Below are 24858 nucleotides of genomic sequence, written 5' to 3'. Positions count from 1 at the left end.
TAAGTTGTGGATGGTGCAACGTCAGTATCCTGCTGTCTTATCGACCGCATTGAGCAGTGGTTCACCCTTCAGATAGCGGCGCAGGTTTTCGAAGAACAGATCGATCATGCGTTCGCGGGTGCGCGGTGACGAGTAGGAAATATGCGGCGTAATCCAGACATTGGGCGCCTTCCAGAGCGGGTGGTCGGGAGGCAACGGCTCGACCGGCAGGGCATCGAGCGCCGCGCCGGCGATTCGCCCGCTGTGCAGCGCCTCTAGCAGCGCATCGGTATCGACGATCTGCCCGCGCGCGATGTTGATCAGGTAGGCGCTCGACTTCATGCGCCGGAAAGCGTCGGCGTCGAACATCCCGCGAGTTGCGGCGGTCAGCGGCGTCGCAATGACGACATAATCCGCCTGCGAGAGAAGGTCGCGCCAGCCATGTTCGCCGACCATCAGATCGACTCCATCGGTCGGTTGGGGGTGGCGGCGGCTCGCCAGGACCCGCATCCCGAAGGCGCGCGCCCGTTTTGCGACCTCGGCGCCGATATTGCCGTAGCCGATAATCAGGAGGGTATGATCGAACAGTTCGTCGCACGAAATGTTTTCGCCGCGCTCCCACTCATCGGGCGCCAGCGCCTTGAGGTCGAAGGCGCGTTTGACGTGGTTCAGCATGTACATCAGAACGAACTCGGCGATGGGGATGGCATGCGCCCCCGCCGAGTTCGTCAACACAATGTCGCGTTCGAGGATTTCAGGAATCAGGAGGTGCTCAACGCCGGCACTCGGCGTATGGATCCAGCGCAGGTTCGGCGCCGCCGCCAGGACGCGGCGCAGCGCGCTGACCGGCGTCCACCAGCGGAGCAGCATCGTGACATCGCGGACATCACTCTCCGGTTCGCCGGTATTATCGAAGCGCACCACCTCCAGATCGGGCGCCATCTCCGCCAGGCGTGGTTCGATCAGGGGCGCGAGAGCCTGCGGAATGAGCAATTTCATGCATACCTCACAGAAAGATGACCGTCGCCGCTCAACTGACCGACTCGCCCGGTTTCAGATCGAGCACGGTCACGTCCACGCCGAAGGCGCTACAATGCTCACGGAGTTGATCCGGCGTCCCGTGCAGAATCGGGAAGGTGCCGTAGTGCTCCGGGATGGCGAACTTCGGTCGAATCAATTTCAGCGCATAGGCAGCCTGCATCGGGTCCATGGTAAAGTGATCGCCAATCGGCAGGATAACCAGTTCAGGGCGATACAGATCGCCAATGATCTGCATATCCATCGTCACCGCGGTATCGCCGGTGTGATAGATAACGAACCCATTCTCCATGCGCAGCACATAGCCAGCTTCCGTCCCCATCGGCACAATCACGCCATTGTCGGTAAAGGTGCTGCTATGGGTCGAATGGGTCATCGTGGCGCGGATGCCGGCTACTTCGACCGTGCCGCCTTTGTTGAACCCGACCAGGCGATCCTGGCTGACGCCTTTCGATGCGATCCAGCCGGTAATATCGAACTGCCCGACGATGGTGGCGCCGGTGTCGTTGGCGAGCGCCAGAATATCGGCAATATGGTCAAAGTGCCCATGGGTCAGGAAGATGACATCGACCCCTTCGCTTCGCACCCGCTGTTTCCATTCATCGGGACAGGAGGGATTGCCATCCACCCAGGCGTCGATCAGAACCTTCTTCCCTCCAGGGGTCTGGATGTGGAATGTTGCGTGTCCAAGCCAGCTGATCGTTGTGTCACGACCAATTGTTGCCATCACACTCCTCCTTTCCGCATATGAGGGTGGCTTGAGGCGTACCTGAGACAACTTGTTTACCAGCGTCGCCGCGCGGCGATGGGTGTGGTTCTGAAATTGCGTCATCTGGCGCAAATAGTATAGCACAGGTTGAGGAGAGGCGAGAGGCGAGAGGTGAGGGGTGAGAGGCGAGAGGGGTTGCGGGTTGAAGGCGCCCTTGTGGTGCTTATTTGGAAGATATTGTCCCTAACCCCTCCCATAATGTTCTTGCCCGATGCTGGAATACGAGGCTATAATCGTGAGTGTTGAGAGCAAGCCAGTAGTGGAAGAGACACCTGATGAGCCCATTTACAAGCTTCCTCTCGTGCTTGAACCGCAACCAGAAGGTTATACGGTAACCTCTCCTGTACTGCCCGAATTAGTGAGTGAGGGAGACACGATCCAGGAGGCGCTCCATAATGCAAGCGATGCTTTGCAGGCTCTTCTGGAGGGTTGGGAAACGTTGGGGCGACCAATACCCGCCGTTTTACAGCCCTCTCCTCCGGAAGCGCCCATTTGGGTCGAAACTATCGTGGCAGCGCCATGAAGTACCGTGAGATAGCTGCCAGATAGAGAGATCTGGGCTACGAAGAAGTTCCGCGAAAGAGCCAGGGTTCGCATCTGGCATAATCCACGCACAGGACCGATTGCTCCGCTACCAGATTGGGGCTCAAAAGATGTCAAGATGGGCGCATTACGGGCATTCTTGCAACAGCTGGGCATTGAGTTGGATGAGTTCCAAAAGCGATAGTCGGACGAAGGCATGAGGTTGAAAGATTGTAAGGTGCGAACGTTGAACGTTGAACGTTCAACGTTCAACGTTCCAACCCCCTACGCCGCCGCCAGCGCCTCGCGCAACTTGCCGACGACCATGCCCTCCGGCGCGGCGCCTTCGATGTGCACCACATCGTCGATGACCGTGCGCGGCACGCCCATCACCTCATAGCGCTCGCCGAGGTCGGGGAACTCGGTGACCTCAACGACATCGGCGCTGATCAGCGGGCTGGCATACGCCAGGCGGTGCGCCAGCACCCCGGCGCGCGGGCAATACGGGCACCCCGGCGTCACAAAGACCTGCAGGTGCATCGGTTGCTTCAGTTCGTTCAGGAAACTGCGCGTCGCTGGTTGCAACTCCACCGTGTCGCTGCCGACCATCCGCAGCGCTTCGAGCAGGGTTACGAACTCGTAGCCGCTCGGAATGCCGTAGAAGCGCACACCATAGTTCTGCGCCTCTTCGCCGCCGAGGATGACGATGGCCGGCGCCTTGTCGACGCCCAGTTCGGCAGCGCGCGCTGCGTCTGCCTCCAGGTCGTATTTCTCGACGCGCAGCAACGCATGGATGCCTGCGACTTCCTCGACCAGTTCGCCGGTCACATCGCACAACTCGCAGTTCTCCTTGCTGCTGAAAAAGGCCATCGTCACCGGTCGCTTCAGTCCTTCGTCGAGTTGCTCGCGGACAACTTTCCGGTCCTTATCGTTCAAGAGCGCCATTGGGCTTTCCTCCTTTGTCCATCGGTTATTCTGCGAATATGATGGAGAAACTGCGGCAAACGTTACATCAACCGTGCAGCGCGGGCAGGAAGACCGCCGGGCTGCGCACCAACAACGGGCTCTGGCTCTTGAACGCTTCAGCATACGCCACGCCAAAGAGGCGCCCGATGTACGCATCCTCCGCTTCGTACAGGGTCAACAGGCGGTCGTGCCCCTCTTCGACCCTGAAAATCGAGCCGTACTCCGCCAGCGCCGCGCGTTTGCGGTCGTAGGTGGCGCTGACATCAACGGCAAAGGCGAAGTCGCGACCCCATGGCGGCTCCATCTTGCAGTGCGGGTAGAAGAGCCGATCGACCGCCCAGGGGTGCGTGTCGCCGAGCGCCTCCCCGCCTGGCACGCGATCCCAGTGGTCGAGGCGCGCGTAGAACACGGCGGCGCTCACCAGGCTGCCAACCGCCGCGTGATCCGGGTGCACGCATGCGTCGGTGGTCGCAAAAACGAGCGCAGGGCGATGGATGCGGATCAGGCGAGCGACTTTGAGGCGCAGATGGATCGTATCGGTGATCAGGCGGTCCTGCCCGTCGAGAAACAGGCGATCGGCGCCCAGATGGGCTGCCGCGCGGCGCGCCTGTTCGGCGCGGACCCCCGGCGCCGCAAAGTCGCTCGGTTCGCCATCGCACAGATCAACCAGCAACACCCGTTTGCCCTGTTCCGTCAGCAGCGCAATCGTGCCGCCCATCTGCACTTCGGCATCGTCGGGGTGCGCGGAGATGACCATGACATCGCATGGCATGGTTCGCCCCTTTCCATCGCGAGGACCGATCTGGTTATGGATACGATGCAGGAAGGCGGTTCATCGTTACGTCGCCTTAGTGGTATAATTGCTCTTCCTATCCGGCGATATGGCGAGAAGGAAAGGAGACCGGCGATGGGAGGGTGGTCGGAACTGGACGCGGTGTACCCGCCGGGCGCCCTGACGCCTGGCGCGGCGCTGGTGACGGCGCTGGCGCATCTGCACGGCGCGACAAGTCTGTACGACGAGAATGGCAACCTGGCGCACTTTGTGCCGGATGCACGGCGCGGTCTGGCGCTGGACCGCGATCTGCTCGACCGGATCGAGCAGTATCTGGCGCGCGTTTCGTTCGATGATTTCGTCCGTGAAGCGCGTGAGCGGCTCAACCATCAGCAATTGCGCTGCCTGGCGCTCAATCTGCTCGACGCCGTGCTCGCCGCCGGTGAACGCCCCGAAGCGCATCCGCGCTACCGCACCCTGATCGAAAGACTTGGCATCACTGCCGAGATGATCGACCCCTACCGGTACGCCCTTGTGTTGAAGAACGACCTGAGCGTCTTTCCGCAATAAATGACCATTCCATCGTCGCAGCGCAGCGCGTTTGCCGCACGGACATTCGCGGCGTTACGTTACCGCAACTATCGTCTCTGGTTCTTCGGGCAGATGGTATCGCTCTTCGGCTCCTGGATGCAAACCACTGCTCAGGGCTTTCTGGTCTTCCAACTGACCGGTTCGCCCGCGTATCTGGGATATGTGGGGTTTGCCGCTGGCGTTCCCGCGTGGGCATTGACCCTCTACGGCGGCGTGGTCGCTGACCATGTGCCGCGCCGCACCCTCCTGATAATCACGCAAACAGCGCAGATGGCGCTAGCGTTCGTGCTGGCGGCGCTCGTGTTCACCGGCATTGTGCAACCCTGGCATATTGTCACGCTCTCGTTCCTGCTGGGGGTCGCCAACGCCTTCGACGCACCGGCGCGCCTGGCGTTCGTGCGCGAACTGGTGGACAAAGAGGACCTGACGAATGGCATTGCGCTTAATGCAACCATGTTCAATTTAGCGACCACGACCGGACCGGCGATGGCTGGAGTGACCTATAACCTGGTGGGACCGGCGTGGTGTTTCATGCTCAACGGCATCTCATTTCTGGCGGTGATCGGCGCGCTCTGGCGTATGCGGATCGCGCCGAAGCCGGTTACGCCGCGCAGCGCCTCGGCGTGGCGCGACCTGCGCGAAGGATTGAGTTACATCCTGCACGAACCGGTGGTGCGCACATTGATTGCACTGGTGGGGGTGACGAGTTGTTTCGGCATTTCGTTTGCGACACTCTTTCCAGCGTGGGCAGTGCGCATTCTGGGGGGCGACGCAACCACGACCGGCCTCTTGCAGTCGGCGCGCGGTCTGGGGGCGCTATTGGGCGCGCTGCTGATCGCGTCGCTTGGGCGCTTTCAGTTCAAAGGGTGCCTGTTGACTGTCGGCACGTTTGCGTTTCCGGCGCTGCTCATCCTGCTGACTTTCACGAACTGGCTGCCGCTGACCCTTGCGATCCTGGTGGCTTCCGGGTTGGCGGTGATCCTGGTTATGAATCTGGCAAATGCTCTAGTGCAGACGCTGACGCCCGACGCACTGCGTGGCCGGGTGATGGCGGTCTACAGCATGGTCTTTTTTGGGATGATGCCCATCGGCGCACTCTGGGTCGGGCTGATTGCTGAGCAGGCGGGCGAACCGGCGGCGGTTATCAGCGGGGCGCTGGTGGTGCTTGGGGCTGCGGCGCTGATGTTTGTCGTCGCGCCGAGGATACGGGGGTTGCCGTGAATAGGGGTTAGGAATTAGGGGTTAGGAGTTAGGGATTAGGAGTTAGGAATGCTTTCCCACCTTCCCGCCTTCCCACCCTCCCACCTTCCCGTCTTCCCGCCTTTCCGCCTTCCCGCCTGCAACTCCTCTTGCCTCTTGCCCCGCGCCTCACACTCAAATGACAAAACTGCAATGCTACTCAGACGGGATCAGTATTATGATCCAGACGGCGCATTCTCCCCTGCATCATTGCCACGCCGTCTTGTTGTCGCCTCAATCAGAAAGGAGGGACTGTCGTGAAACTCCTTGCTCGCCTAGTCGCGTTGCTGCTCGTGGCAGTCGCTCTCACGATGTTTGTGCCAGCTGCCCCGGCACAGGCCACCGCGACCGCCTCATCGCCACGGATTACGTATGTCGCCCTCGGTGACTCGCTCGGCTTTGGTCTGTGGGATTTCAGTCGCGGCGGGTATGTCTATCGCTATGGGGCGATGCTCGCCGCCGATACCGGCGCTACGGTTTCGCTGATCAACCTCAGCGTTCCGGGATGGACGAGCAGCGATCTACTAAATGCGCTGCGCACCAGTTGGACCTTCAGGCTGTCGGTTGCTTCGGCGCGGGTTGTGACGTGGGACATCGGCGGGAATGACCTGTTGCGCGCCCGCGACCGGTATATCGCAGGCACGTGCGGCGGTCTCGACAATCAGCAGTGCCTGAGAGACGCCGTAACAACATTCAGTGGCAACTGGACTGCGATTGTGCGCGAGATTTTCATGCTGCGCCGCGGTCAACCAACAGTCTACCGCACGATGGACCTGTACTACCCATTTGTCGCTCAAGACGCCGCCAGTGGACGCCTGGCAACGTTGCTGCCGTACCTCCAGCAAACGAACGCCATCATTAACTCGACAGGGTGCGGCGTCAAGACGGCGCAGGTCTATCAGGCGTTCAATAGCAGTTACACCGCTCCTCGCCAGCCATCGCTGTATCTCTCATTCGACGGCTACCACCCGAATTCGGCAGGGCACGCGGTGATCGCCGGGCAGCTGCGCGTGCTAGGGTATGAACCGGCGATGGCTACTACGTGCCCATAAATTGACAGGAGTTACGCGGTAGCGCCTTTTTGACTCTGCCAGAGCCTGCGGCAGCCCGCCGCACCGCCCGGTGCTGAACCGTCGGGCTGAGCATACGAAGGGCGCGGGCGTTCACGTCCGCGCGGGCGCGCCTGCCGGGAACGCGATGGTTCCTGACCATGCCTGCACCCCGGCTCGTCCTGTCGATTGACAATTCTCCCCGGCTATGCTACCTTGCAATGGCGTTTTCTCGCGTTCTGACGGTAGCCGGGGAGGTTTATGGCAACCCTCGCAATCAACGGCGGCGCACCGGTGCGCACCCGTCCCTGGCCCCGCTGGCCGCAGTGGGATGCGCGCGAAGAGCGACAGGTGCTCGATGTGCTCCACAGCGACGATTGGGGCGGATTCGCGCCGGTTGTCGAAGCATTCGAGCAATCGTTCGCGCGGCATCATGGCGCTGCATTCGGCATTGCTGCGGTCAACGGCACGCAAACGCTGGTCGCTGCGCTTATGGCGGCCGGCATCGGTCCCGGCGACGAGGTGATTGTTCCTCCGTACACCTTTATCGCCACTGCATCGGCGGTGCGACTGGTCGGCGCCACCCCGGTATTCGCCGACATCGGGGCGGATACCTACAACCTCGATCCAGGTGCGGCAGAAGCGGCGGTCACATCGCGCACACGGGCGATCATTCCGGTACACTTCGCCGGTCACGCGGCGGATATGGACCGCCTGACCGCGCTGGCGCAGCGTTACGGCCTGCTGCTGATCGAAGACGCCGCGCACGCGCATGGCGCCTCGTGGCGCGGTCGCATGTGCGGGTCGCTGGGCGATGTGGGATCGTTCAGTTTCCAGAGCAGCAAGAATATGACGGCCGGCGAGGGCGGTGCGTTGACAACGAATAATCGGGCGCTTGCCGATGCCATCCGCAGCCGCGTGAACCAGGGGCGCGCCATCGGCGGCGCCTGGTATGAGCACCCGAATCTGGGCACGAATATGCGCCTTTCCGCCTGGCAGGCCGCCGTGCTCCTGGCGCAACTCGAACGCCTCGATGAGCAGACCGACCGGCGCATGGCGTGCGCGCGCCGCCTGAACGCATTCTTTGTCGATGTCGAAGGCATGCAGCCGATGCGCTGGGACGCGCGCGCCGACCGGCATGCGTTCCATCTGTATATGGTGCGGTACGATGAACGCGCCTTTGGCGTGCCGCGCGATCGGTTCGAACAGGCGCTCGAAGCCGAAGGCATCCCATGCTCGACAGGATACCCCTTCCCACTCTACCGGCAGGAGTCGCTCGGTCCGACGTTCGCACGCGCCGGCGCCTGCCCGAACGCCGAGCAAGCATGCCGCGAAGCGATCTGGCTGCCCCAATGGCTGCTGCTCGCCGATCCCGCGGAAATGGACGATGTGGCGGCTGCAATCATCAAAATCCGCGATCACAGAGATGAACTGCGCCATGTGGTTTCCCACTGATCAGTATCCAAAACTGTGCGCCATTGACATTCGCCAGGTGATGCACGAGGGACGGCCTTCGTTGCTGTTGCGCGATCCGCTTCAGATTGCGGACCGCTTCCTGGTGATTTCTCAGGGACTCGGGCCGGTGTTGCTGTTCTGCAATGGAAAACATCACCGCGCCGCTATTGCCGGGAAACTGAGCTCGATGCTTGGCATACCGGTCGATATTGCGCTGATCAACAACCTCGTCGATGCGCTCGACGAAGCCTTATTGCTGGACAATCTGCGTTTCAGGGCAGCGCATAAGCGGGCGCTCGAACGGTATCGCGCCGCGCCATTTCGCCCGCCAGTGCTGACAGGGCAGTCGTACCCGGCCGATCCAGCGGAACTCCGCCAGTTGCTCGATGATTTCGTTGCGGCAGCCGGTCCGGTGGCCCCGGCGCCGCCAACCGGTCGCGGCGTGCTCAGCCCGCATATCGATTACGCGCGCGGCGGTCGGGTGTATGCGCAGGTCTGGCAGCGCGCTGCGGCAATGGTGCGTGCGGCAGAGGTCATCATTCTGATCGGTACCGATCACTACAGCCCCGAACCGGTCACGCTGACACGCCAGCAGTACGCGACGCCCTTCGGCGTTTTGCCAACCGATGAGGCGATTGTCGCGGACCTGGCGGCAGCCCTTGGGGAGGATGCCGCTTTTGCGGGTGAATTGTATCACCGTGTCGAACACTCGCTTGAACTGGTAGCGGTGTGGTTGCAATACATACGCGGAGATGCGCCTTGCCCGGTTATTCCCATCCTGGCAGGTTCATTTGCACGCTACATAAACGGCGGCGATCCGGCGACCGATCCACGGCTCAAGGCGCTGATCACAACCCTGCGTCGGGTCATGGCCTCCCGGCACGCACTGGTGGTCATCTCCGGCGACATGTCGCACGTCGGTCCGGCGTTTGGCGGAGCGCCGCTGAACGACACCGATAAGGAAGCATTGCGTCACGCCGACGATCTGGTGATCGACCGTATGCGCGCCGGTGATGCCGCCGGGTTCTTCCGCGTCATTGCCGACGCCGGTGATCGCCAGAATATCTGCGGGCTGCCTGCCGCCGACGTACCTCGCGCTGCGCCTGCTGGACGCCGTTGAAGGCGAGCTGGTCGGGTATGCGCAATGCCCGGCGGACGACGAGGGTACGTCGGTGGTGTCGATCTGTGGGATGGTGTTTGGGTGAGCGGCGCGAGGGGAGAGGCGCGTGGCGCGCGCGGGAGTCGGTCTGTGGGATGGTGTTTGGGTGAGCGGCGCGAGGGGAGAGGCGCGCGGCGCGCGCGGAAGTCGATCTGTGGGATGGTGTTTGGGTGAAAGGTTGCACGTTGAACGTTTTCGATTACACGAAGGGATCACATAAAGGAGCGGAGGCGCAAAGGGTTGAAGGGGAGAAAACGTAGAAACGTAGAGAAGTGATATGCCGGACATACGACCCATTATTGGAGTCATCGCTCTGATCCTGGCGCTTACAGGATGCAGCACCATACCGCTACCCGGCATCGGCGGCGCGCCGACGGCAGTCGAGCAACCGACGCTTCCGCCCGATACCGACACGCCGGTTATTCCTCCGACCGACACCGCCACACCGCAACCATCACCAGAAACGACTCCAACCGGCGCCGCGACAGCAGTCGCTGAAGCGCCATCACCCACGGCAACCGCGCCTGAGCCGACCGACACCGCTACACCGACATCATCACCCACGGCAACCGCAGTCGCGCCAACCGATACACCCGGACCGACGGAAGAACCGTTGTACCTGCAACCATCGCCGATCCCTGGTCTGCCGACGGCGCCGCCGCCGACCGACACGTCAACCCCAAGCGCAACTCCGACTGCGACTCTATCGGCTTCACCGACGCCGGATGTGAATGTGACGCCATCGCTAACCCCAACCCCCACCTATCCGCCGGTGCCGATTGTGTCGTCGTTGCGCGGCACGGTGGCGAATCCCGGCAACGTGCGCGCCGATCCGAATGTCAGCGCAACGCCCATCGACCGCGTCAACCAGGGTGAAGAAGTGCAACTCCTGGGGCGCAGCGACAACGGACGCTGGTATCTGGTGCTGACCGTGCGCGGCGTGGCCGGGTGGGTCAGCGCCACGTTGCTGAACGTGCCGCCGGAGACTGCCGCGCTGGTGCCGGTCAACCCCGACATTGCGTTGCCGACGCCGCCAGGCGGGACGCCGTAGCAGGCTTCTCATCAACAGGAGTTACGCGGTCGCCTCACGGACGAGCCGCGTGATGGCTCTTTTTGCTTTCGGCAGAGCGGTACGCGTCTTCTTTTGTGGTGCGGCGGCTTTGCCGCCGCACCGCACCACTTTGATCGGGAACGCCACGCTGCCGCAGGCTCTGGCGAAGCCAGAAAACGCGCCACCGCGTAAGTTCTGTCATCAAGCGATCAACCAGGTTGGCGCTGGCGTCAACAGGCTCAGCCGGCGCCTGCCAGGTCCGAGCATGAATTGTCAGGAAACGACGCTGCGGCTGCCAGCGATTGAAATCGCTCCTGGCGGGCCTGCGGCCGACCGTCCGCCTGCGCAGACGGGAACAGCAGCGTCCACGTAGGTGGACGCCCGGCGGAACACTTGCCCGGCGCGACTTCAGTCGCCAGCCAGGGCGCATTGCCTCAGGAACGCGCTTGCTTGCCGCCTGACAATGCATGCCTGCACCCACGCCTGCCCCTCCACGTTTGATTGTCCGGGTTCATGGGCACGGCTGCCTGAATACCCGGCATCACGTCATCATCGCCAGTTCCGAGCGAACCGTCTTGTACTGTCTGGCGTAGTCGCTCATCCCCTGGGGCGCAATGTTGACGACATCGACAAACCCCGCACGTTTCAGCATGCTGGCAACAGCGCCAGCACGAGTTCCACTCTCGCAAACCACGACGATGGCGCGGTCGGCGGGTAGTTCGCGCCATCGCTGCCCGATCTCGCTGAGCGAAATCAGGCGCACATCGGCAGCATCGCCAGGAATGACCCCTTTCTCCCATTCGAACGGTTCACGCACATCCAGAATGACCGCCTCGCGGTTCAGGGCGTAGCGATGGAGCGTCGCCAGATCGCCAATGGCGATCCGCTCGACCGGAAGACCGCTCGCCAGCCAGGCGTCGACCGGTTCCTGCACATACCCGACAACGGCGAGTCCCTCCTCAACGAACAGGTGCGCGGTTTCCTGCGCCAGCAGCGGAACGTCGCTAATGAAGAGCAGCGGCATATGGGCATCAAGCAGCATCCTGGCGCGCTCCACCATATTGCTCTTGTTGAACGCAATATTGATCGCGCCAACCGGATGACCGTCAGCGAAAGCCAGCGTCGGTCGCAGATCGATCAAGACCGCGCCGTTCTGCATTGCGTCATACGCCTGCTGAACGGAGAGCGCCGGCACATCGGCAGGCAGGTGGCGATGGTGATGCACAGCCGGACGGACTGCTTCAGCAGGGAGCGGAAGAACGCCGCGGTTCGTATTGCGGTGGCTGAGCACTGACTCGACCGCTTCACGCGGTACGACCCCGCTGAGTTCAACAAATTCCTGCACGTTGCGCGCCTGCAGCATCCAGTTGAAGCGCCGCTCGAACCCGATCGTGCTGATTGGTTTGCCGCTCATCTGCTTGCCGCCGCACGCGGAACCGCCATAGTGCGCCGGATAGATTTCGCAGTAATCCGGCAGTTCCAGCAGGCGCTGAATGCTGTTGAACATCACCTCCGGTCCGGTCAGCGGCAAATTGACCAGATCGGTGCGCGCCACATCGTTGATAAAGAGCGAGTCGCCGGTCAGGACCATCCAGGGCTGATCAGAACGCGGCGTATCGATGACGGCATACGCCATATGCTCCGGCGTGTGTCCAGGGGTATGGATTGCCCGGAGAATGACGTTACCGACCCGAATCTCGTCGCCGTCGCGCACGCGCGTGTGCGGGTAGTGAACCGATGCGCCAGTGATCTCATTCTCGATATCGTCTCGGCTCGGCGCATAGATCGTTGCGCCGGTCAACGCCGCCAGCGCCCGTCCGGTTGAGAAATAGTCGGCATGGAAGTGCGTCTCGACAACCGCTGTGATGCGCAACCCCCTGTCAGCAGCCGCCATCAGATACTCCTCAGGCGGCAAACCCGGATCGACCACCGCGCTCTCACCGGTCTGGACGCATCCAATCAGATACGATGCCGCCGAGATTGCCTCATTGAGAAATTGACGAAAGATCATGACATCCTCCTCAACGTATTACATGCGGCCGCGCAGCATGCCATTCCAGTACATGGCGGGCAAGCCATAGGCTTTCAACGCATACATGCTATAGCGCTCGCGCGATTGATCGAACGGGAACGACTCCTTCGGCGTCAACTGGTAGTCGAACTCCGCCAGGATCAGGCTGCCATATCCGGTCACCAGCGGGCAGGACGTGTACCCATCGTAGACGGCTTCGAGCGGTCGTCCTTCCATCGCGGCGACGAGATTCTCCGCTACAACCGGCGCCTGTTTGCGGATGGCCGCGCCGGTTTTCGATGTCGGCAGGTTGCTGCAATCGCCCAGGGCAAATACATTCGCGTAGCGGACGTGCTGCAACGAGAATTGATCAACCTCCACCCACCCGGTCGAAGCCGCCAGTTTACTCTGCTTGATGACATCCGGGCTGCTCATTGGCGGCGTGGCATGGATCATATCATACTGAACCGAGACCTGTTCACTGCTGGCAAGGTTCTGGAAGACCGCTTCCTTCCGACGATGATCAATTGCGACCAGTTCGTGCTGGAAGCGGGCCTCGATCCCTTTGCGCCGGTACACATTCGTCAGAGCGTCAGCATACTTCTTCACCGAGAAGATCCCGGCAGAACCAGAGAGGAACTGGATCGTCGACCGGTTCCGCACACCGGTGCGGCGGAAGTAATCGTCGGCAAGGTAGGCGATCTTCTGCGGCGCGCCACCGCACTTGATCGGCGTCGAAGGTTGCGTAAACACCGCCACGCCGCCCTTGAACGACCGGATATTCTCCCATGTGCGATCAACCGTGTCGTAGGAATAGTTGCTGCACACGCCATTCCGTTCAGCCAGCGCCTCCTGCAAGCCTTGCACCCGATCCCAGTCGATCTGAATGCCGAGCGCCACGACCAGATAATCGTAGGTGAGCGCATCGCCATTCTTGAGCAGAACCCGGTTCTGATCCGGCTCGAAGGCGCTGACATACTCCTGGATCCAGGTCACGCCTGCGGGAATGAAATCCGCCTCATTGCGCATCGACTCTTCTTTGGAAAAAACGCCGGCGCCGACGAGGGTCCAGAGCGGTTGGTAGAAGTGGTGGGCGCTCGGTTCGATCAAGGCGATTCGGGATGGATCGAGGGAGTTGACCAGGTGAGCTGCGACAGTCAGCCCCGCAGTGCCGCCGCCGGCAATCACAACAGGATAATGGTGTTGCATTGATGCCTCCTCTAGGCTTTGGTTTTACAACGGCTGCCAAACGATTTTGCAAACGCGAGGAAAAATCCGAGAGCGCGCTGAACGTCGGGATCACCCAGGGTGCGCAGCAACCCAAATGCCGAGACGGGGCGCGCAGCGCCGGCGCTGTCTGCCAGCGATTGGGCAGCGTTGCTGATCACGGCAACCGCCGAGTCTTCAAGAACGTTGGAGTCGATCAATGCTTTCGCCGCCTTCAAGCTTCTGCGCCCCAAATGCTCGATGTCAACCCCTTCTTCACGCAGACGCATCACCAGGTCGTCGCCGGTATCCGCCAGCATCGCAACCACGCCTGGCGCCTGTTGAACCAGTGCACCGAGCGTGGGGAGCATCTTCAGCAACGTATGGAGCGCCTCCACCGATTGCGGCGCCGTCAGTTCGGCGAGGAGGCGAAGCGTCTCCTTCGCCCGCTCATCGACGTCGATACCGGATTGTTTCAGGTCGTGCATCCATCCGTCGATGGTGTCGGTCATCATTGCCGCCATGGGCAATCCCTGCTGAATGAGCGTCTCGTAGCGATCGAAACGCTGTTCCATCCGCTCCAGTCTGGCGAGAATGAGCGCAAGGACGTCGGCTTTGCCATCGCCGTTCGGCGTAGGAAGGACGCCGTTGCCCGGCGGCGCTGCCACGCCTGTGATTGTGGATGTCAGGGTCGTCATCGTTCGTATGCTCCTTCGCGTGATTGATCATCGCTTCAGCCGCGCCATGGCGCGGTGCGCCAGCAGCGCCGCAGTCGCTCGCATCCGCTGCCTCCGCCGCCTGGCGCACGCGGAGCGGACGCCCCATGCAACGGCGCAGCCGCATGGCTGACGAGGACGGCGACAGGACCGAGTCGCAGTCGCTCGACCGTCGGGGATCGCTCTGGCAGATCGTTTGTCCATGGTTCTGCGTGCGCGGCGGGATTATGGTGAATGACAGTACAAAGAATATACCGGAAACTCCCGTCCTGTGGTATACTCTCTTTACTATCGCTGCTATAACCTGAAGTTATGCCATGCTGACCCTGCACAAACTCGAACTGTTTGTCTATGTGGCGCAGGCGGGCAGCATCAGCAAGGCTGCCGATCACTTCCTGATGTCGCAGCCGAATGTGAGCCAGCATATCCAGGATCTGGAAGCCGAGTTTGGCGAGCAGTTGCTGATCCGCAAACATCGTGGGGTCGAGTTGACGCCTGCCGGAGAACTGCTCGTCCAGTATGCGCAGGAGATCTTCAGGCTGGTGGCGGAGGCTAAACTGGCGATCACCGACGTGTCGCGCCTGAGCGAAGGCAGTCTGGCGCTTGCTGCAACGCCTGGTGTTGGCATTTATGTACTATCAGAATGTGTCGAACAGTTCCGTATCCGCTATCCGCAATTTACCGTCTCGATCAAGACGAGCACAACGTCCGAGGTGGTCGCCCAGGTGATAGAGCGGCAGTGCGATGTGGGCTTTATCGAGGGGGAGTTGAACGGCGCGCGCCTGCCGTCGCGCCTTGGCGTGCTAATCCTGGACAATGTGCAACAATACGTGGTCGTAAGCCAGGCGCACCCGTGGTGGAACGCAACATCATTGAGCATTCGGGCGCTCGATGATCAGCCGGTGATCCTGCGCCAGATTGGCAGCCAGAGCCGCACCTGGCTTGACGGAATCCTGAAGGATCACAATGTTCGCCTCCGGTATGCGGGTGAGTTCGACAACCCCGAAACGATCAAGCGCGCGTTGCTGGCAGGCGGCGCTTTTGCCATCCTGCCCGCCTATGTGGTGCGCCATGAAGTGGATCTCGGCGTGCTGCGCCTGTTGCCGGTGAACGATTGCGACCTGCAGCGCCAGTTGAAGTTGATCTGGAACCAGGAATGGCCCTTCTCACCCATCGCCCATGCGTTTTTGCAGCACCTGGCGCATGAGTATCCGGTCATTCGCTCCATGCTCGATTCTTCCGGTCGCCGCATGGCGAAGGCTGAACCATCTGCGCGCCAGGTGCGCGCCGTTTCCGGGGAGTGATTGGGCAAATCCCGCCCGCCCGGCGACTAAAGTCGCGGGCTCCTGCTGCGAAGCCCGCCTGCGCGGGCTCCCTCAAGCGATACCGGATTATGTTCTCAAACGCGCCTGTTGGACTCCGGCTGGCCACCCGCTTGCGCGCGGGAAAGCGTCGGCGCAGGTTGACGCCCGGCGCGCACGCGCCCCACGGCGCGGTTTCAACCGCCAGCCAGGGTATGCCGATCTTAATGCTTCATTAGCCCGCAGCTCAGCGGATGTGCAATGCGGCAGCGCAGGTATGCCGGACTCAAGCTATATATGCTGCTCGCGTCGCCGGCGCAGCAGCAGAATGCCCAGCAATCCCAGCAGACCGCCGAGTTTGAGCAGCCTGAACAGGGCATCGAGCAGCGTAAGACCGCCAATGACGGCAAGGAAACCGCCGAACCCCATGACAATCGTGGAAGGCAGCCAGAGCACCCAGGAGTCGATCATCGCCGACTGTGGCGTTTGCGGATCGTACAGCACCTCGACGGCATCACCCACGCGGTACGCTGGCGGGTTGCTGCCCGTGCCATCCTCGAAGCGAATCGCCTCGCCATTCGCCGTGCGAAATTCCACCACAGCGTAGAAGAACGTTTTGCGTTCCCCGCTCTGCGTTCGCGTCCGGGAAACGACATCGACGACAGTACCCTGCGCCTTGACCATTGAGGCGATTTGATTGTGCGTATGTGCGCGCCACGATTGACCCAGCCACAGAATGCCCAACCCAATAGCGACGACAATGACACCCGACAATAATCCGTAGAAAGGATTCCAGGTTCGCCCTCGCGCCTTCATACGGTTGCTTTCTTCCTCTGGTTGATTGTCCGACGACTCCAGGCGACTGCGGGAGATGAGGGAGCGACGCTGCTGACCAACGCGTCTCTCATCTATACCGCTGCAACGAACGCCGCGTTACGGTACCGGCGTCTCAGAACTCCCACCAGACCCAGTGGTACGACGTGGCTGGCGTCGGGCGCGGCGGCATCGGCTGGCCCGGTTTCGGCAGTTTGTCGTTCGCAGGGTTGGCGCTGGCGGTGCGCGCATAGATGAATGCAGGGCTGCCCGCTCCTAACTGGAATGCTGTATTGACCCAGGCCTGCGCGATCGTCTGCTGCGCCCAGGGAAACTCGATGCCCAGGAATGTGGGGATGCGCATGTTGTCCACCAGCCGGCCGCCGAACGCAACGTCCGCCATATCGCTGTTGAAGCCGAGCAGCATATGCGCACCCTGGAATGCGTAGAACCACCGGCGGATTGGTTCATTTCCGGATGTAAAACCCTGGACCCGCAGCGTCTGGCAAGACGCGAAACCAGCCCAGCGCAACGTCTGGAAACGGGCGTTTCGGGCGAGGAACCAGCGGTCATCTCTGGCAGAGGCGAACAGAATGCTTGCCGAACCTCCATGACCAGCAAAGTAGACAAAATCCGCCCGATCCACGCCGACCGTACAGTCGATGCCTCCCAGAGCGCAATCGCGCCAGTCGCGTTCCCATGCCAGCCCTTCGTTCCAGGAAAAACGCCGGGTGTACCCGTAGCGGATCATTCCCTCGCGGAAGCCGCTGGCATCCGGGATAACGCCAGGAAGGTCGGCACCCCCCACGCCGGTTGGCGGATAGTCCGAGACCGACTCGACGCCAAACGTGTATCCGGTCGATTGCGGCGCGACCCGAATATCTGCAACGCACTCACTGCTGGCGCTGCTCACCGCCGCGCCTGTCCCGCCGCGCGTGATCAACGGAAGATGGAGCGTGTTGAAGGGAATCAGGGTGATCTGATCCTGGCGAACAGCCCCCTCATCATCGGTCACGCGCAACGTCACGGTCGTCGGTCCCGGCGTACCATCCCGGCTCCCGGCAGGGAGGTTGTTCGTCGTCACCGTCACCTCGCCAGAAGTGTTGAGAGTCGTGGACTGGATCGTTTCGCCCTCGCCGTTGAGCCACTCGACGCGGTAGGGCGCCGTGCCGTCGCGCACCTCTTGCAGAGACTCGACAGGCAGTGCGCTGATGTGCGGCGTATCATACACAATAAACGTCTACGAGCGTCTGTATTGGAGCAACGGCGGAGCGTCATTACGACAGAGCGCCGCACGTGGCGCCGTTGCACGGGTGCAGGCATGATTTGTCAGACGGCAAGAAAGCGCATTCCTGCTGCACTGCGCCTGCCCCTCACCCCCCTAACCCCACGCAAGCAGGGGGCGCAGCGGGCGGGCGTTCCACCGGGCGCCCACGCAGTTGGATGCCGCCGTTCCCGTCCGCGAAGGCGGACGGTCGGCCGCAGGTCCTTCAGGGGCGATTTCAATCGCTGGCAGCCGCAGCGTCGTTTCCTGACAACTCATGACCGCACCCCCGTTGCACCGCGAGGTAGACGCACCTGTGCAGACGTTGTACAATACACAACAGGCAGGGTAAGCAATGCACACGTTAGAGGGCGCGATGTCGGCGCAGCGAGAGCCATTCCTGAATGTTCAATCGCATGCACCCTGCAATTGAGCGACGTTTATCACAAAGTGTCATTTGACCAGGACGAAGAATAACCTCACCGCTGCAACCGCACCACCCGCGCCAGCGCGCGCATGCGTCCCTGCCAGCGGATCGGCAGGCGCCAGAAGAACGGATGGACGATCGCTGGCAGGAGCAACGCAGGATGGTGGCGCCGGATTAGCGCCACATACCCCAGGTACGCCAGTAACCAATGCCACGGCGAACGTAACGCGCCATGGGCGCTCCATTCGGGCGACAGGACGCGTCGCGCCCAGGCGAGCACGTCGGGCTCATAGAGCCGCGGGTGGTCGAGGAAGATCCTCGCGCGCAGCTCCAGATCGTGGCGGCGCGCCTGCGAGAGCATACTCCCTTCGGTGCGCCGGTAGCGCAGCAGCGGTTGCGGAATGTGCAGCCCTTTCCACCCGGCATCCGCCAGACTCACCCAGAACTCGTGGTCTTCATACCCCTGCACCGGACTGAACGTGCGAAACCCGCCGACCTGCTCCCATGCTTCCCAGCGGAGAAGAGTCGCCGGCATCATCAGGTTCTCGAAACGTAATCGCTCCAGACTGTAGGGCAACGTGCGCAGGATGTTATTCTCGGCGCCAAACCGGCGCACATCGGTGTAGACGAATCCGACATCGGGATGGACATCGAGCGCTGCAACCGTCTGCGCCAGCATCTCTGGTTCGATAAAATCGTCGGCGTCGAGCGGCAGGATATACGGCGCGCGCGCTGCGCGAATGCCCGCATTGCGCGCCTCCGCCAGACCACGATTGTCCTGGCGGATCAGGCGAATGCATCGATCAGGATACACGGCGATCAGACGTTGCGCAACCGCCGCAGTATCATCAGGGCTGCCATCGTCAACAATGATGATCTCCCAATCGGTGAATGTCTGCGCCGCCACGCTGGCAACCGCTTCGGGCAAAAATTGCGCCTGTTTGTAACAGGGAATGACGACGCTGACCCGTGGCGTGCCGGGAGCGGCGGCTTGATCTGATTGTGTGTGCAGGTGGGGCATTAATAACACCTTGAATTAACCACAGAGACACGGAGGACACAGAGCGGCGCCCCTCCCCCGGCGCACTCGCCGGGCGCCCACGAGGGGCGACCCTACCCTGGCGCACTCGCCGGGCGCCCACGAGGGGCGACCCTACCCTGGCGCACTCGCCGGGCGCCCACGAGGGGCGACCCTACCCTGGCGCACTCGCCGGGCGCCCACGAGGGGCGACCCTGCCGCACGCCCTGACCGGCAACCTTCCCTCAAGACCCTTGAGGTCTTGCAACATTTCAACAGAGCACGAGAGACATGCCTACAGAGTCGCGCCTGGGCTGATCCTGATTCACAACAGAGACCTCAAGGGTCGGGTACGTTTATACCGGTAACCCGCAACCGCCCCACGTTCAACATGTAACGAAGACGTACAATCCTTCGAGACGCTGCGATGCAGCGTCTCTACCTGCAACCTCTCACCTCTCACCTCTCACCTCTCACCTCTCACCTCTCACCTCTCACCTCACGCCTCGCCTCTCGCCCCGCCCCCTACTGATTATACGGCCGTCCCAACGCACGCTTGATCCGCCACATCACCTCGCGACGCACCACATACACCCGCCGGTCGAGACGGTCGAGCAGGACCCGCATTTCGGCGCTGCGCCGCACCGTCCCCCAGGCGGACGACCAGCGCAGCGTGCGCGCCCAACGCACCGGCGGGAGGCGGAGCAACGCCTCGCGGAACTGAAAATACTCAATTGCCAGGGAAGCGGTCGCCAGCCCTAAACCGCGATCAATCGGAGAGCGCGGCGCTTCGCGCGCCAGCGCATCCGCCTTCTCGAAGAGCGTCAGCATGCGGTCGATCATCTGCTGCTGATCGAAATGTTCCACCACCCGCGCGCGCGCCGCGCGCCCCATCGCCGCGCGCCGTTGCGGGTCGGCGAGCAATCGTTGGATCGCTTCGACATACTGCGCAACCTGATCACCCTCTCGTGGAATGAGTACGCCACAGTCGGGCGTGACCAGTTCACGCTGCCCGCCGACATCAGCGGCAACCGGCACAAGCCCCATCGCCATCGCCTCGAACAGCACAAACGCAATCCCCTCGTTTTCCGACGGCAACAGCAGCAGATCGCCGGCAGCCATGATTTCTCGCACCCGCGTCGATGGCGCCGACCCCAGCAAACGCACCCGGCGCTCCAGTCGATGCTGCCGCACAAAACGGCGCATCCAGCCCATATCAGGACCATCACCGACCACCAGCAGCGTGCCGGGCATCCCCTGTTTCACCAGCGCGCGCACAATCTCCGCCGCCAGTCGCGGGCGCTTCTGCGGCACAAGCCGTCCAATAAACACCATCACCGGCTCATCGGAGCATACACCCAATTCCGCGCGAACACGTTCGCGCACCACCGGATCAGATCGCCAGTTTTGCGTGTCCACATTCGTATAACAAACATCGACCCGGATCGGATCGGCGCCGCGTTCGATCATCCACTGTCGCAGGTGGTGCGATGATGTGATATGAAAATCGATGACCGGGTCATACTCCAGCGCTGCGCGCGGTACGCCGCCGTGGTAGTGCTCCTGTTCGATGTGCAAAAAATCGACAATCGGCACATTTGGACACCAGGCGCGCAGGAAGGGCAGCAACCGATAGGTGAACAGATCGTTGTGCACCAGCGCCGTCGTAATGCTGCGCGACTCGATCAGATAGCGCAGAAAGCGCGGATAATCGGCGGGCGCCAGGAACGCTGGCAGGTTGAAGACCTCATCGGCAGCGCGGCGCAACTCCTCCAACCACCGGTTTGCCGACGGGCGCGACAGACCGACCGACACCCGACACCCCCGCGCGCGCAGACCGGCTGCCAGGTCGATCGTGAAACGATCCGCACCGCCGACCTCGACCCAGGGGGCAAGCACCAGCACCTGTCGCTTGCCGACCGGTCGCAGGCGATTGGCAAACGGCGGCTCAGGGTCGATCAGCGCGTGCGGTTGCAGCACGGGGGATGGCTCAGCAGGCACACGCGGCGGACCATCGCGGAACACCTGTGGATAGCGCATGCGTAAATCATTGCGCATACGCGCTATTGATCCCTGATCCTCACGAAACCTCCAGCGATACCCTGGATACATCTCAGGTGACTTACGGCGCAGCCAGACCAGCGCTTCCGGTATGTCATGGCCCCACAGTCCGGCAGCCGCCAGGCGCACCCAGAAGTCATAGTCCTCCAGCCCATCGCGGAGCCGCTCATCGAACCCGCCGACGCGGTCGAGCGCTGTGCGGCGCAGCATGACGCTAACCGTCAGCGGGTTATCGTGCGGAAACATATGGCGCGTTGTCAAACCGCGCCGCGTCATCTGCTGCGCCGCGCCGAACGTCGCACACCACGTCGCCACGGCTGCGCTCTGCGGGCGTGATGCCAGCGACCAGGCGCACTGCTCGAGCGCCGTCGGCGCCAGCAGATCGTCGCTGTCGAGAAAGAAGAGCAACGGCGCGCGGCTGACAGCGATGCCCGCATTGCGCGCCGCCGACACGCCGCCATGAGGACGATCAAGGACGTGGATCCGCGGGTCGTGCGTGGCGCGGAGCAGCGCCAGCACCCGCGACGTCGCCGCATCGTCCGACCCATCGTTGACGATGATCCACTCCCACTGTTGCAGCGACTGGCGCAGCACCGACTGAACAGTATCGAGAAAGATCGCACCGGTGTTGTAACAGGGGGTGATGATGCTCACCGCTGGCGGCGCCGTCGGATCGACCGGGGCGTAGCCGTAGGCGGGAAGGGAGAGGGGAAATGCACCGATCACAAGCGATGGCATTCCGGTCATATCCTTATACCAGGTAGCGTTCAGTCGGACAAAATGTTCGAGCGTTCGTCAGGCAAGGCGCAACGGTCAACGCGCACCAGCAGGCATATCGTGGACGCAGACTGTGCCCTGGCATCAGCAGCCCCAGCGGGGCTTTCACGTGCGGTGAGCGCAGTCGAACCGCGTGCGGTGAGCACCGTCGAACCGCGTGCAGTGAGCATGGTCGAACTGCGTGCGGTGAGCACCGTCGAACCGCGTGCGGTGAGCGCAGTCGAACCACGTCCTCAGCGAGGGAGTTCGTCCGCAGCGCCCCGGCAGTATTGGACGAATGACCGCGCATTAGTATTACCTTGTATGGCTCATTCCGACCATCAGAATGCCGGTGCGGGCGCAGCGCCGCTGCGTCTTGCTCCCCAGAGTAACGCGAAACCCGGAAGGACCTGACCCGCCCTTCTCCCACGAGCAGGGAAGAGGGCAGGGGGGATGATGGCGAACACCGGCATGGGAATGGGGAGAACGCGCTTTGCATCAGAATGTCAGGAAGGGCGGGGCACTGCCACGCACCCAGGTTCTTCCGTCATGGCTTCACCCGCCGCGCCCGGCGCCGGAACAAAGATCAGCCCCAGCGCCAGTAAACCGATGACATACGCAGGATATTGAAAGCGAAAATCTTGCACGGTCAAAACCAGCATCCAGACCAGCGACTGCGCGACGACCGGCAGCGCCAGCCCTGCCAGACGCCACGACCGATGCCGGATCATAGTGACGGCTACGCAGAAGAGGGTCAGGTACAGATACAATGCAGGACGCCAGACCAGCCAGATCCATTCGGGATGTTGAAGCAGATTCAACCACACCAACAGTGCGTCCCGCACCGCCGGAGCTGCTGAATGAGGCAGGACATTGTCAAGTTCAGACTCAGGCAGAGAACGTAGTGCATCAATATACATCCATTCAGGATTCACAAATGTGTACAAGTACCCGTCCTTCGGGTGTGTTACCCGCCAGACCAGAGAGGTCAAACACGCCTGATGCCGCGCCAGCGTGAGCGAATTGTTCATCACCAGTCGCAGCCAGACCGCATCGAATTCCGCCGCGTGTGCATCGAACCAGTTCTTATCCATCGGTGTATGATAAAGGAGAGTATTCAACTCATAGCACGAGTATGCACGACGCCATTCGTCAAGCGGCAACAGGCGCTCGAGAAACGCCAGATCGTCATCTGCAATCCGCGCTTCGGGGTCGGTTATGATCGCCCCTGCCTGATGGATCAGCATTTGACGGGCAATCCGCGGCGGCGTCGGCGCTACATCGAGCGCGCGATACACCCCTCCCTTCACCGCCAGCGTCAGCGTCAGCGCGATGCCGCCGATGACGACGATCTGACGCCAGCGCACCTGCCTCCCGACGATCAGAAACGCCATCAGGCTCAGCGCCGCAACCGGCGCGCCGTTGTGGCGGTAGAGCGCAATGGCCGCCAGCGCCGCGCCGACGGCGACCTGCGCCCGCCGCGAGCGCAGCCACGCGCCGTCGGTGCGCCAGACCCGCAGCAACGCCCAAAAGACAAACAGCATTGCGATTGCATACGGGACATCCTTCCACAAGCTAATCACTAACAGATTGTTAGCTGGCGACAGGGTAAACAGAACGACGAGCACCGCCTGCGCCCACTTGCTGACGCCGAGCAGCGCCAGTTCGCGCATCGTCAACCCGAACGCCAGCGCCAGCGCGCCGATCTGCGCCAGCGCCACCGCTGCCGGAGAGGGCCACAGCAGCGTCAGCACCCGATTGGTCAGGGTATGCGCCGCAGGGTGAACATCGTTATATCTGCCGCTCAGCATCTGCATCCATTGATCAAAGGAGTCCGGTGACATCAGCCCGGGCCAGAATAACAGCAACGCGCACGACCAGACGGCGACGCACGGCAGCATATACCGGTGCAGCGCTGCGACGAACCGACGCGCTTGCGGCCGCCAGGCGGACGCGAGCAGCAGCGCCGCCGTCAGCAGCGCGCCGAAACTCACGATGTCCGCTAGCCAGACTATCCCCTGCTGCGCGCGCGTCCACAGCGACGGCGGCGCCCGCAACGTCACCGCGCGCCCGCCTGCCGTTGCGGCATACAGGTCGAGGTCCTGCACCTGCTCGCCCGCCTGCACCCGCACCCGGCCCGACCAGGGGTGTTCGAGCAATTCGAGGGTCAATTCGCCGCGCACCCAGCCGCGCCAGCGCAGCGGCGCCGTCACGCCGCTGAGCGCCGTCAGTTCGCCGTTGTCGCGCCGGACCCACGCGCCGTCGTGCGCGAATGTCGTCAGGTCGAGCGCCTGCCCGCCGTTGAAGGCGCGCAGCAGCCACACCTCGCTGCCTTGCGCGGCGGGGTGGCGGTTGTTGAGCGGCGTAATCGTCACCTCCAGTTCCCCAAGCCAGGGCTGCAGCGTGACCCCCGCTTCCCCAAGCCAGAGCTGCAGCGTGACCCCCGCTCCGAGCAGCGGAACGCCGACCATCCAGGCAATCTGCGCGCGTCGTCCGAATCGGCGCAGGCGCGGGACGACAGCGCGCAGCAGGGCGTATGACAGCGCGCTAAACAGCAGGAAAAAGTAGAGTCCCGCGAAAAGAGCAAGATCCGTCTTTTCCAGCGGCAAATCTGCGATATGGTAGATAAACGTCACCGTCAATGCCGCCCCTAGCCCGCAGATTGCCAGGATACGCTTTGATCTGGACATCGCAA

At 62.2% G+C, this 24858-nt stretch carries 21 protein-coding genes; 9 read left to right on the top strand and 12 right to left on the bottom strand.

What is annotated here, in order from left to right; genetic code table 11:
- Positions 1-21 precede the first annotated feature (21 nt).
- The 4 genes from AC3EA7_RS01395 to AC3EA7_RS01380 all read right to left on the bottom strand — a co-directional run bounded on the left by AC3EA7_RS01395 (position 22) and on the right by AC3EA7_RS01380 (position 4046).
- Positions 22-978: a D-2-hydroxyacid dehydrogenase gene (locus AC3EA7_RS01395; RefSeq protein ID WP_488612234.1), complete on the bottom strand. Its 957-nt coding sequence runs from the start codon at positions 976-978 to the stop codon at positions 22-24.
- A gap of 31 nt (positions 979-1009) precedes the next feature.
- The gene (locus tag AC3EA7_RS01390) at positions 1010-1744 is read right to left on the bottom strand and encodes a metal-dependent hydrolase (RefSeq protein WP_488612233.1); all 735 of its coding nucleotides are present in this window, start codon (positions 1742-1744) and stop codon (positions 1010-1012) included.
- Between the two features lie 849 nt (positions 1745-2593).
- Positions 2594-3253, bottom strand: coding sequence for a protein disulfide oxidoreductase (gene pdo, locus AC3EA7_RS01385; protein WP_488612232.1), 660 nt, complete (start codon positions 3251-3253; stop codon positions 2594-2596).
- A 67-nt stretch (positions 3254-3320) separates the two neighbouring features.
- Complete coding sequence (locus tag AC3EA7_RS01380; RefSeq protein ID WP_488612231.1) at positions 3321-4046, bottom strand: PIG-L family deacetylase; 726 nt, start codon at positions 4044-4046, stop codon at positions 3321-3323.
- A gap of 135 nt (positions 4047-4181) precedes the next feature.
- Between AC3EA7_RS01380 and AC3EA7_RS01375 the strand changes: the two genes are divergently transcribed.
- From AC3EA7_RS01375 to AC3EA7_RS01345, 7 genes are all read left to right on the top strand, one after another.
- Positions 4182-4616: a hypothetical protein gene (locus tag AC3EA7_RS01375; protein ID WP_488612230.1), complete on the top strand. Its 435-nt coding sequence runs from the start codon at positions 4182-4184 to the stop codon at positions 4614-4616.
- A complete protein-coding gene (locus tag AC3EA7_RS01370) occupies positions 4617-5858 on the top strand; it encodes an MFS transporter (RefSeq protein ID WP_488612229.1) in 1242 nt (413 codons plus the stop codon). It abuts the gene before it with no gap.
- Between the two features lie 275 nt (positions 5859-6133).
- Positions 6134-6928 carry a GDSL-type esterase/lipase family protein gene (locus AC3EA7_RS01365; protein WP_488612228.1) on the top strand — a complete coding sequence of 265 codons (795 nt, stop codon included), beginning with the start codon at positions 6134-6136 and terminating at the stop codon, positions 6926-6928.
- A gap of 258 nt (positions 6929-7186) precedes the next feature.
- Positions 7187-8380, top strand: a complete 1194-nt coding sequence (locus AC3EA7_RS01360; RefSeq protein WP_488612227.1) for a DegT/DnrJ/EryC1/StrS family aminotransferase — start codon at positions 7187-7189, stop codon at positions 8378-8380.
- Positions 8364-9500 (top strand): AmmeMemoRadiSam system protein B, encoded by a 1137-nt coding sequence (gene amrB, locus AC3EA7_RS01355; protein ID WP_488612226.1) that lies wholly within the window; start codon positions 8364-8366, stop codon positions 9498-9500. The genes AC3EA7_RS01360 and amrB overlap by 17 nt, the downstream gene beginning before the upstream one ends.
- Positions 9501-9816: 316 nt before the next feature.
- Positions 9817-10590, top strand: coding sequence for an SH3 domain-containing protein (locus AC3EA7_RS01350; protein WP_488612225.1), 774 nt, complete (start codon positions 9817-9819; stop codon positions 10588-10590).
- A gap of 52 nt (positions 10591-10642) precedes the next feature.
- A complete protein-coding gene (locus AC3EA7_RS01345; protein WP_488612224.1) occupies positions 10643-10963 on the top strand; it encodes a hypothetical protein in 321 nt (106 codons plus the stop codon).
- A 168-nt stretch (positions 10964-11131) separates the two neighbouring features.
- Here the strand turns inward: AC3EA7_RS01345 and AC3EA7_RS01340 are convergent, their stop codons facing one another.
- The 3 genes from AC3EA7_RS01340 to AC3EA7_RS01330 are packed head-to-tail and all read right to left on the bottom strand — an operon-like array spanning position 11132 to position 14505.
- Positions 11132-12601 (bottom strand): MBL fold metallo-hydrolase, encoded by a 1470-nt coding sequence (locus tag AC3EA7_RS01340; protein WP_488612223.1) that lies wholly within the window; start codon positions 12599-12601, stop codon positions 11132-11134.
- 18 nt (positions 12602-12619) lie between these two features.
- Entirely contained in the window at positions 12620-13810 is a 1191-nt protein-coding gene (locus AC3EA7_RS01335) for an NAD(P)/FAD-dependent oxidoreductase (RefSeq protein WP_488612222.1), read from the bottom strand.
- 11 nt (positions 13811-13821) lie between these two features.
- Positions 13822-14505, bottom strand: a complete 684-nt coding sequence (locus AC3EA7_RS01330) for a helical membrane plugin domain-containing protein (RefSeq protein WP_488612221.1) — start codon at positions 14503-14505, stop codon at positions 13822-13824.
- A gap of 143 nt (positions 14506-14648) precedes the next feature.
- Between AC3EA7_RS01330 and AC3EA7_RS01325 the strand changes: the two genes are divergently transcribed.
- Complete coding sequence (locus tag AC3EA7_RS01325; protein ID WP_488612220.1) at positions 14649-14831, top strand: hypothetical protein; 183 nt, start codon at positions 14649-14651, stop codon at positions 14829-14831.
- A 9-nt stretch (positions 14832-14840) separates the two neighbouring features.
- On the top strand, positions 14841-15827 hold the full coding sequence (locus AC3EA7_RS01320) for a LysR family transcriptional regulator (protein ID WP_488612219.1): 987 nt from the start codon (positions 14841-14843) through the stop codon (positions 15825-15827).
- Between the two features lie 288 nt (positions 15828-16115).
- Here AC3EA7_RS01320 and AC3EA7_RS01315 read toward each other — a convergent pair whose 3' ends face one another.
- The 5 genes from AC3EA7_RS01315 to AC3EA7_RS01295 form a co-directional block, all read right to left on the bottom strand.
- The gene (locus AC3EA7_RS01315; RefSeq protein ID WP_488612218.1) at positions 16116-16640 is read right to left on the bottom strand and encodes a DUF3592 domain-containing protein; all 525 of its coding nucleotides are present in this window, start codon (positions 16638-16640) and stop codon (positions 16116-16118) included.
- A 133-nt stretch (positions 16641-16773) separates the two neighbouring features.
- Positions 16774-17868 carry a DUF6345 domain-containing protein gene (locus AC3EA7_RS01310; protein WP_488612217.1) on the bottom strand — a complete coding sequence of 365 codons (1095 nt, stop codon included), beginning with the start codon at positions 17866-17868 and terminating at the stop codon, positions 16774-16776.
- Between the two features lie 512 nt (positions 17869-18380).
- Complete coding sequence (locus AC3EA7_RS01305) at positions 18381-19349, bottom strand: glycosyltransferase family 2 protein (protein WP_488612216.1); 969 nt, start codon at positions 19347-19349, stop codon at positions 18381-18383.
- A gap of 522 nt (positions 19350-19871) precedes the next feature.
- On the bottom strand, positions 19872-22145 hold the full coding sequence (locus tag AC3EA7_RS01300; RefSeq protein WP_488612215.1) for a glycosyltransferase: 2274 nt from the start codon (positions 22143-22145) through the stop codon (positions 19872-19874).
- Positions 22146-22669: 524 nt separating this feature from the next.
- Positions 22670-24853, bottom strand: coding sequence for a DUF6020 family protein (locus tag AC3EA7_RS01295; protein ID WP_488612214.1), 2184 nt, complete (start codon positions 24851-24853; stop codon positions 22670-22672).
- Positions 24854-24858: the final 5 nt, after the last annotated feature.

The organism is Roseiflexus sp. (assembly GCF_057785375.1).
Note: the sequence above shows the minus strand (reverse complement) of the source record. Positions and strands in the feature narration are given on the sequence as shown.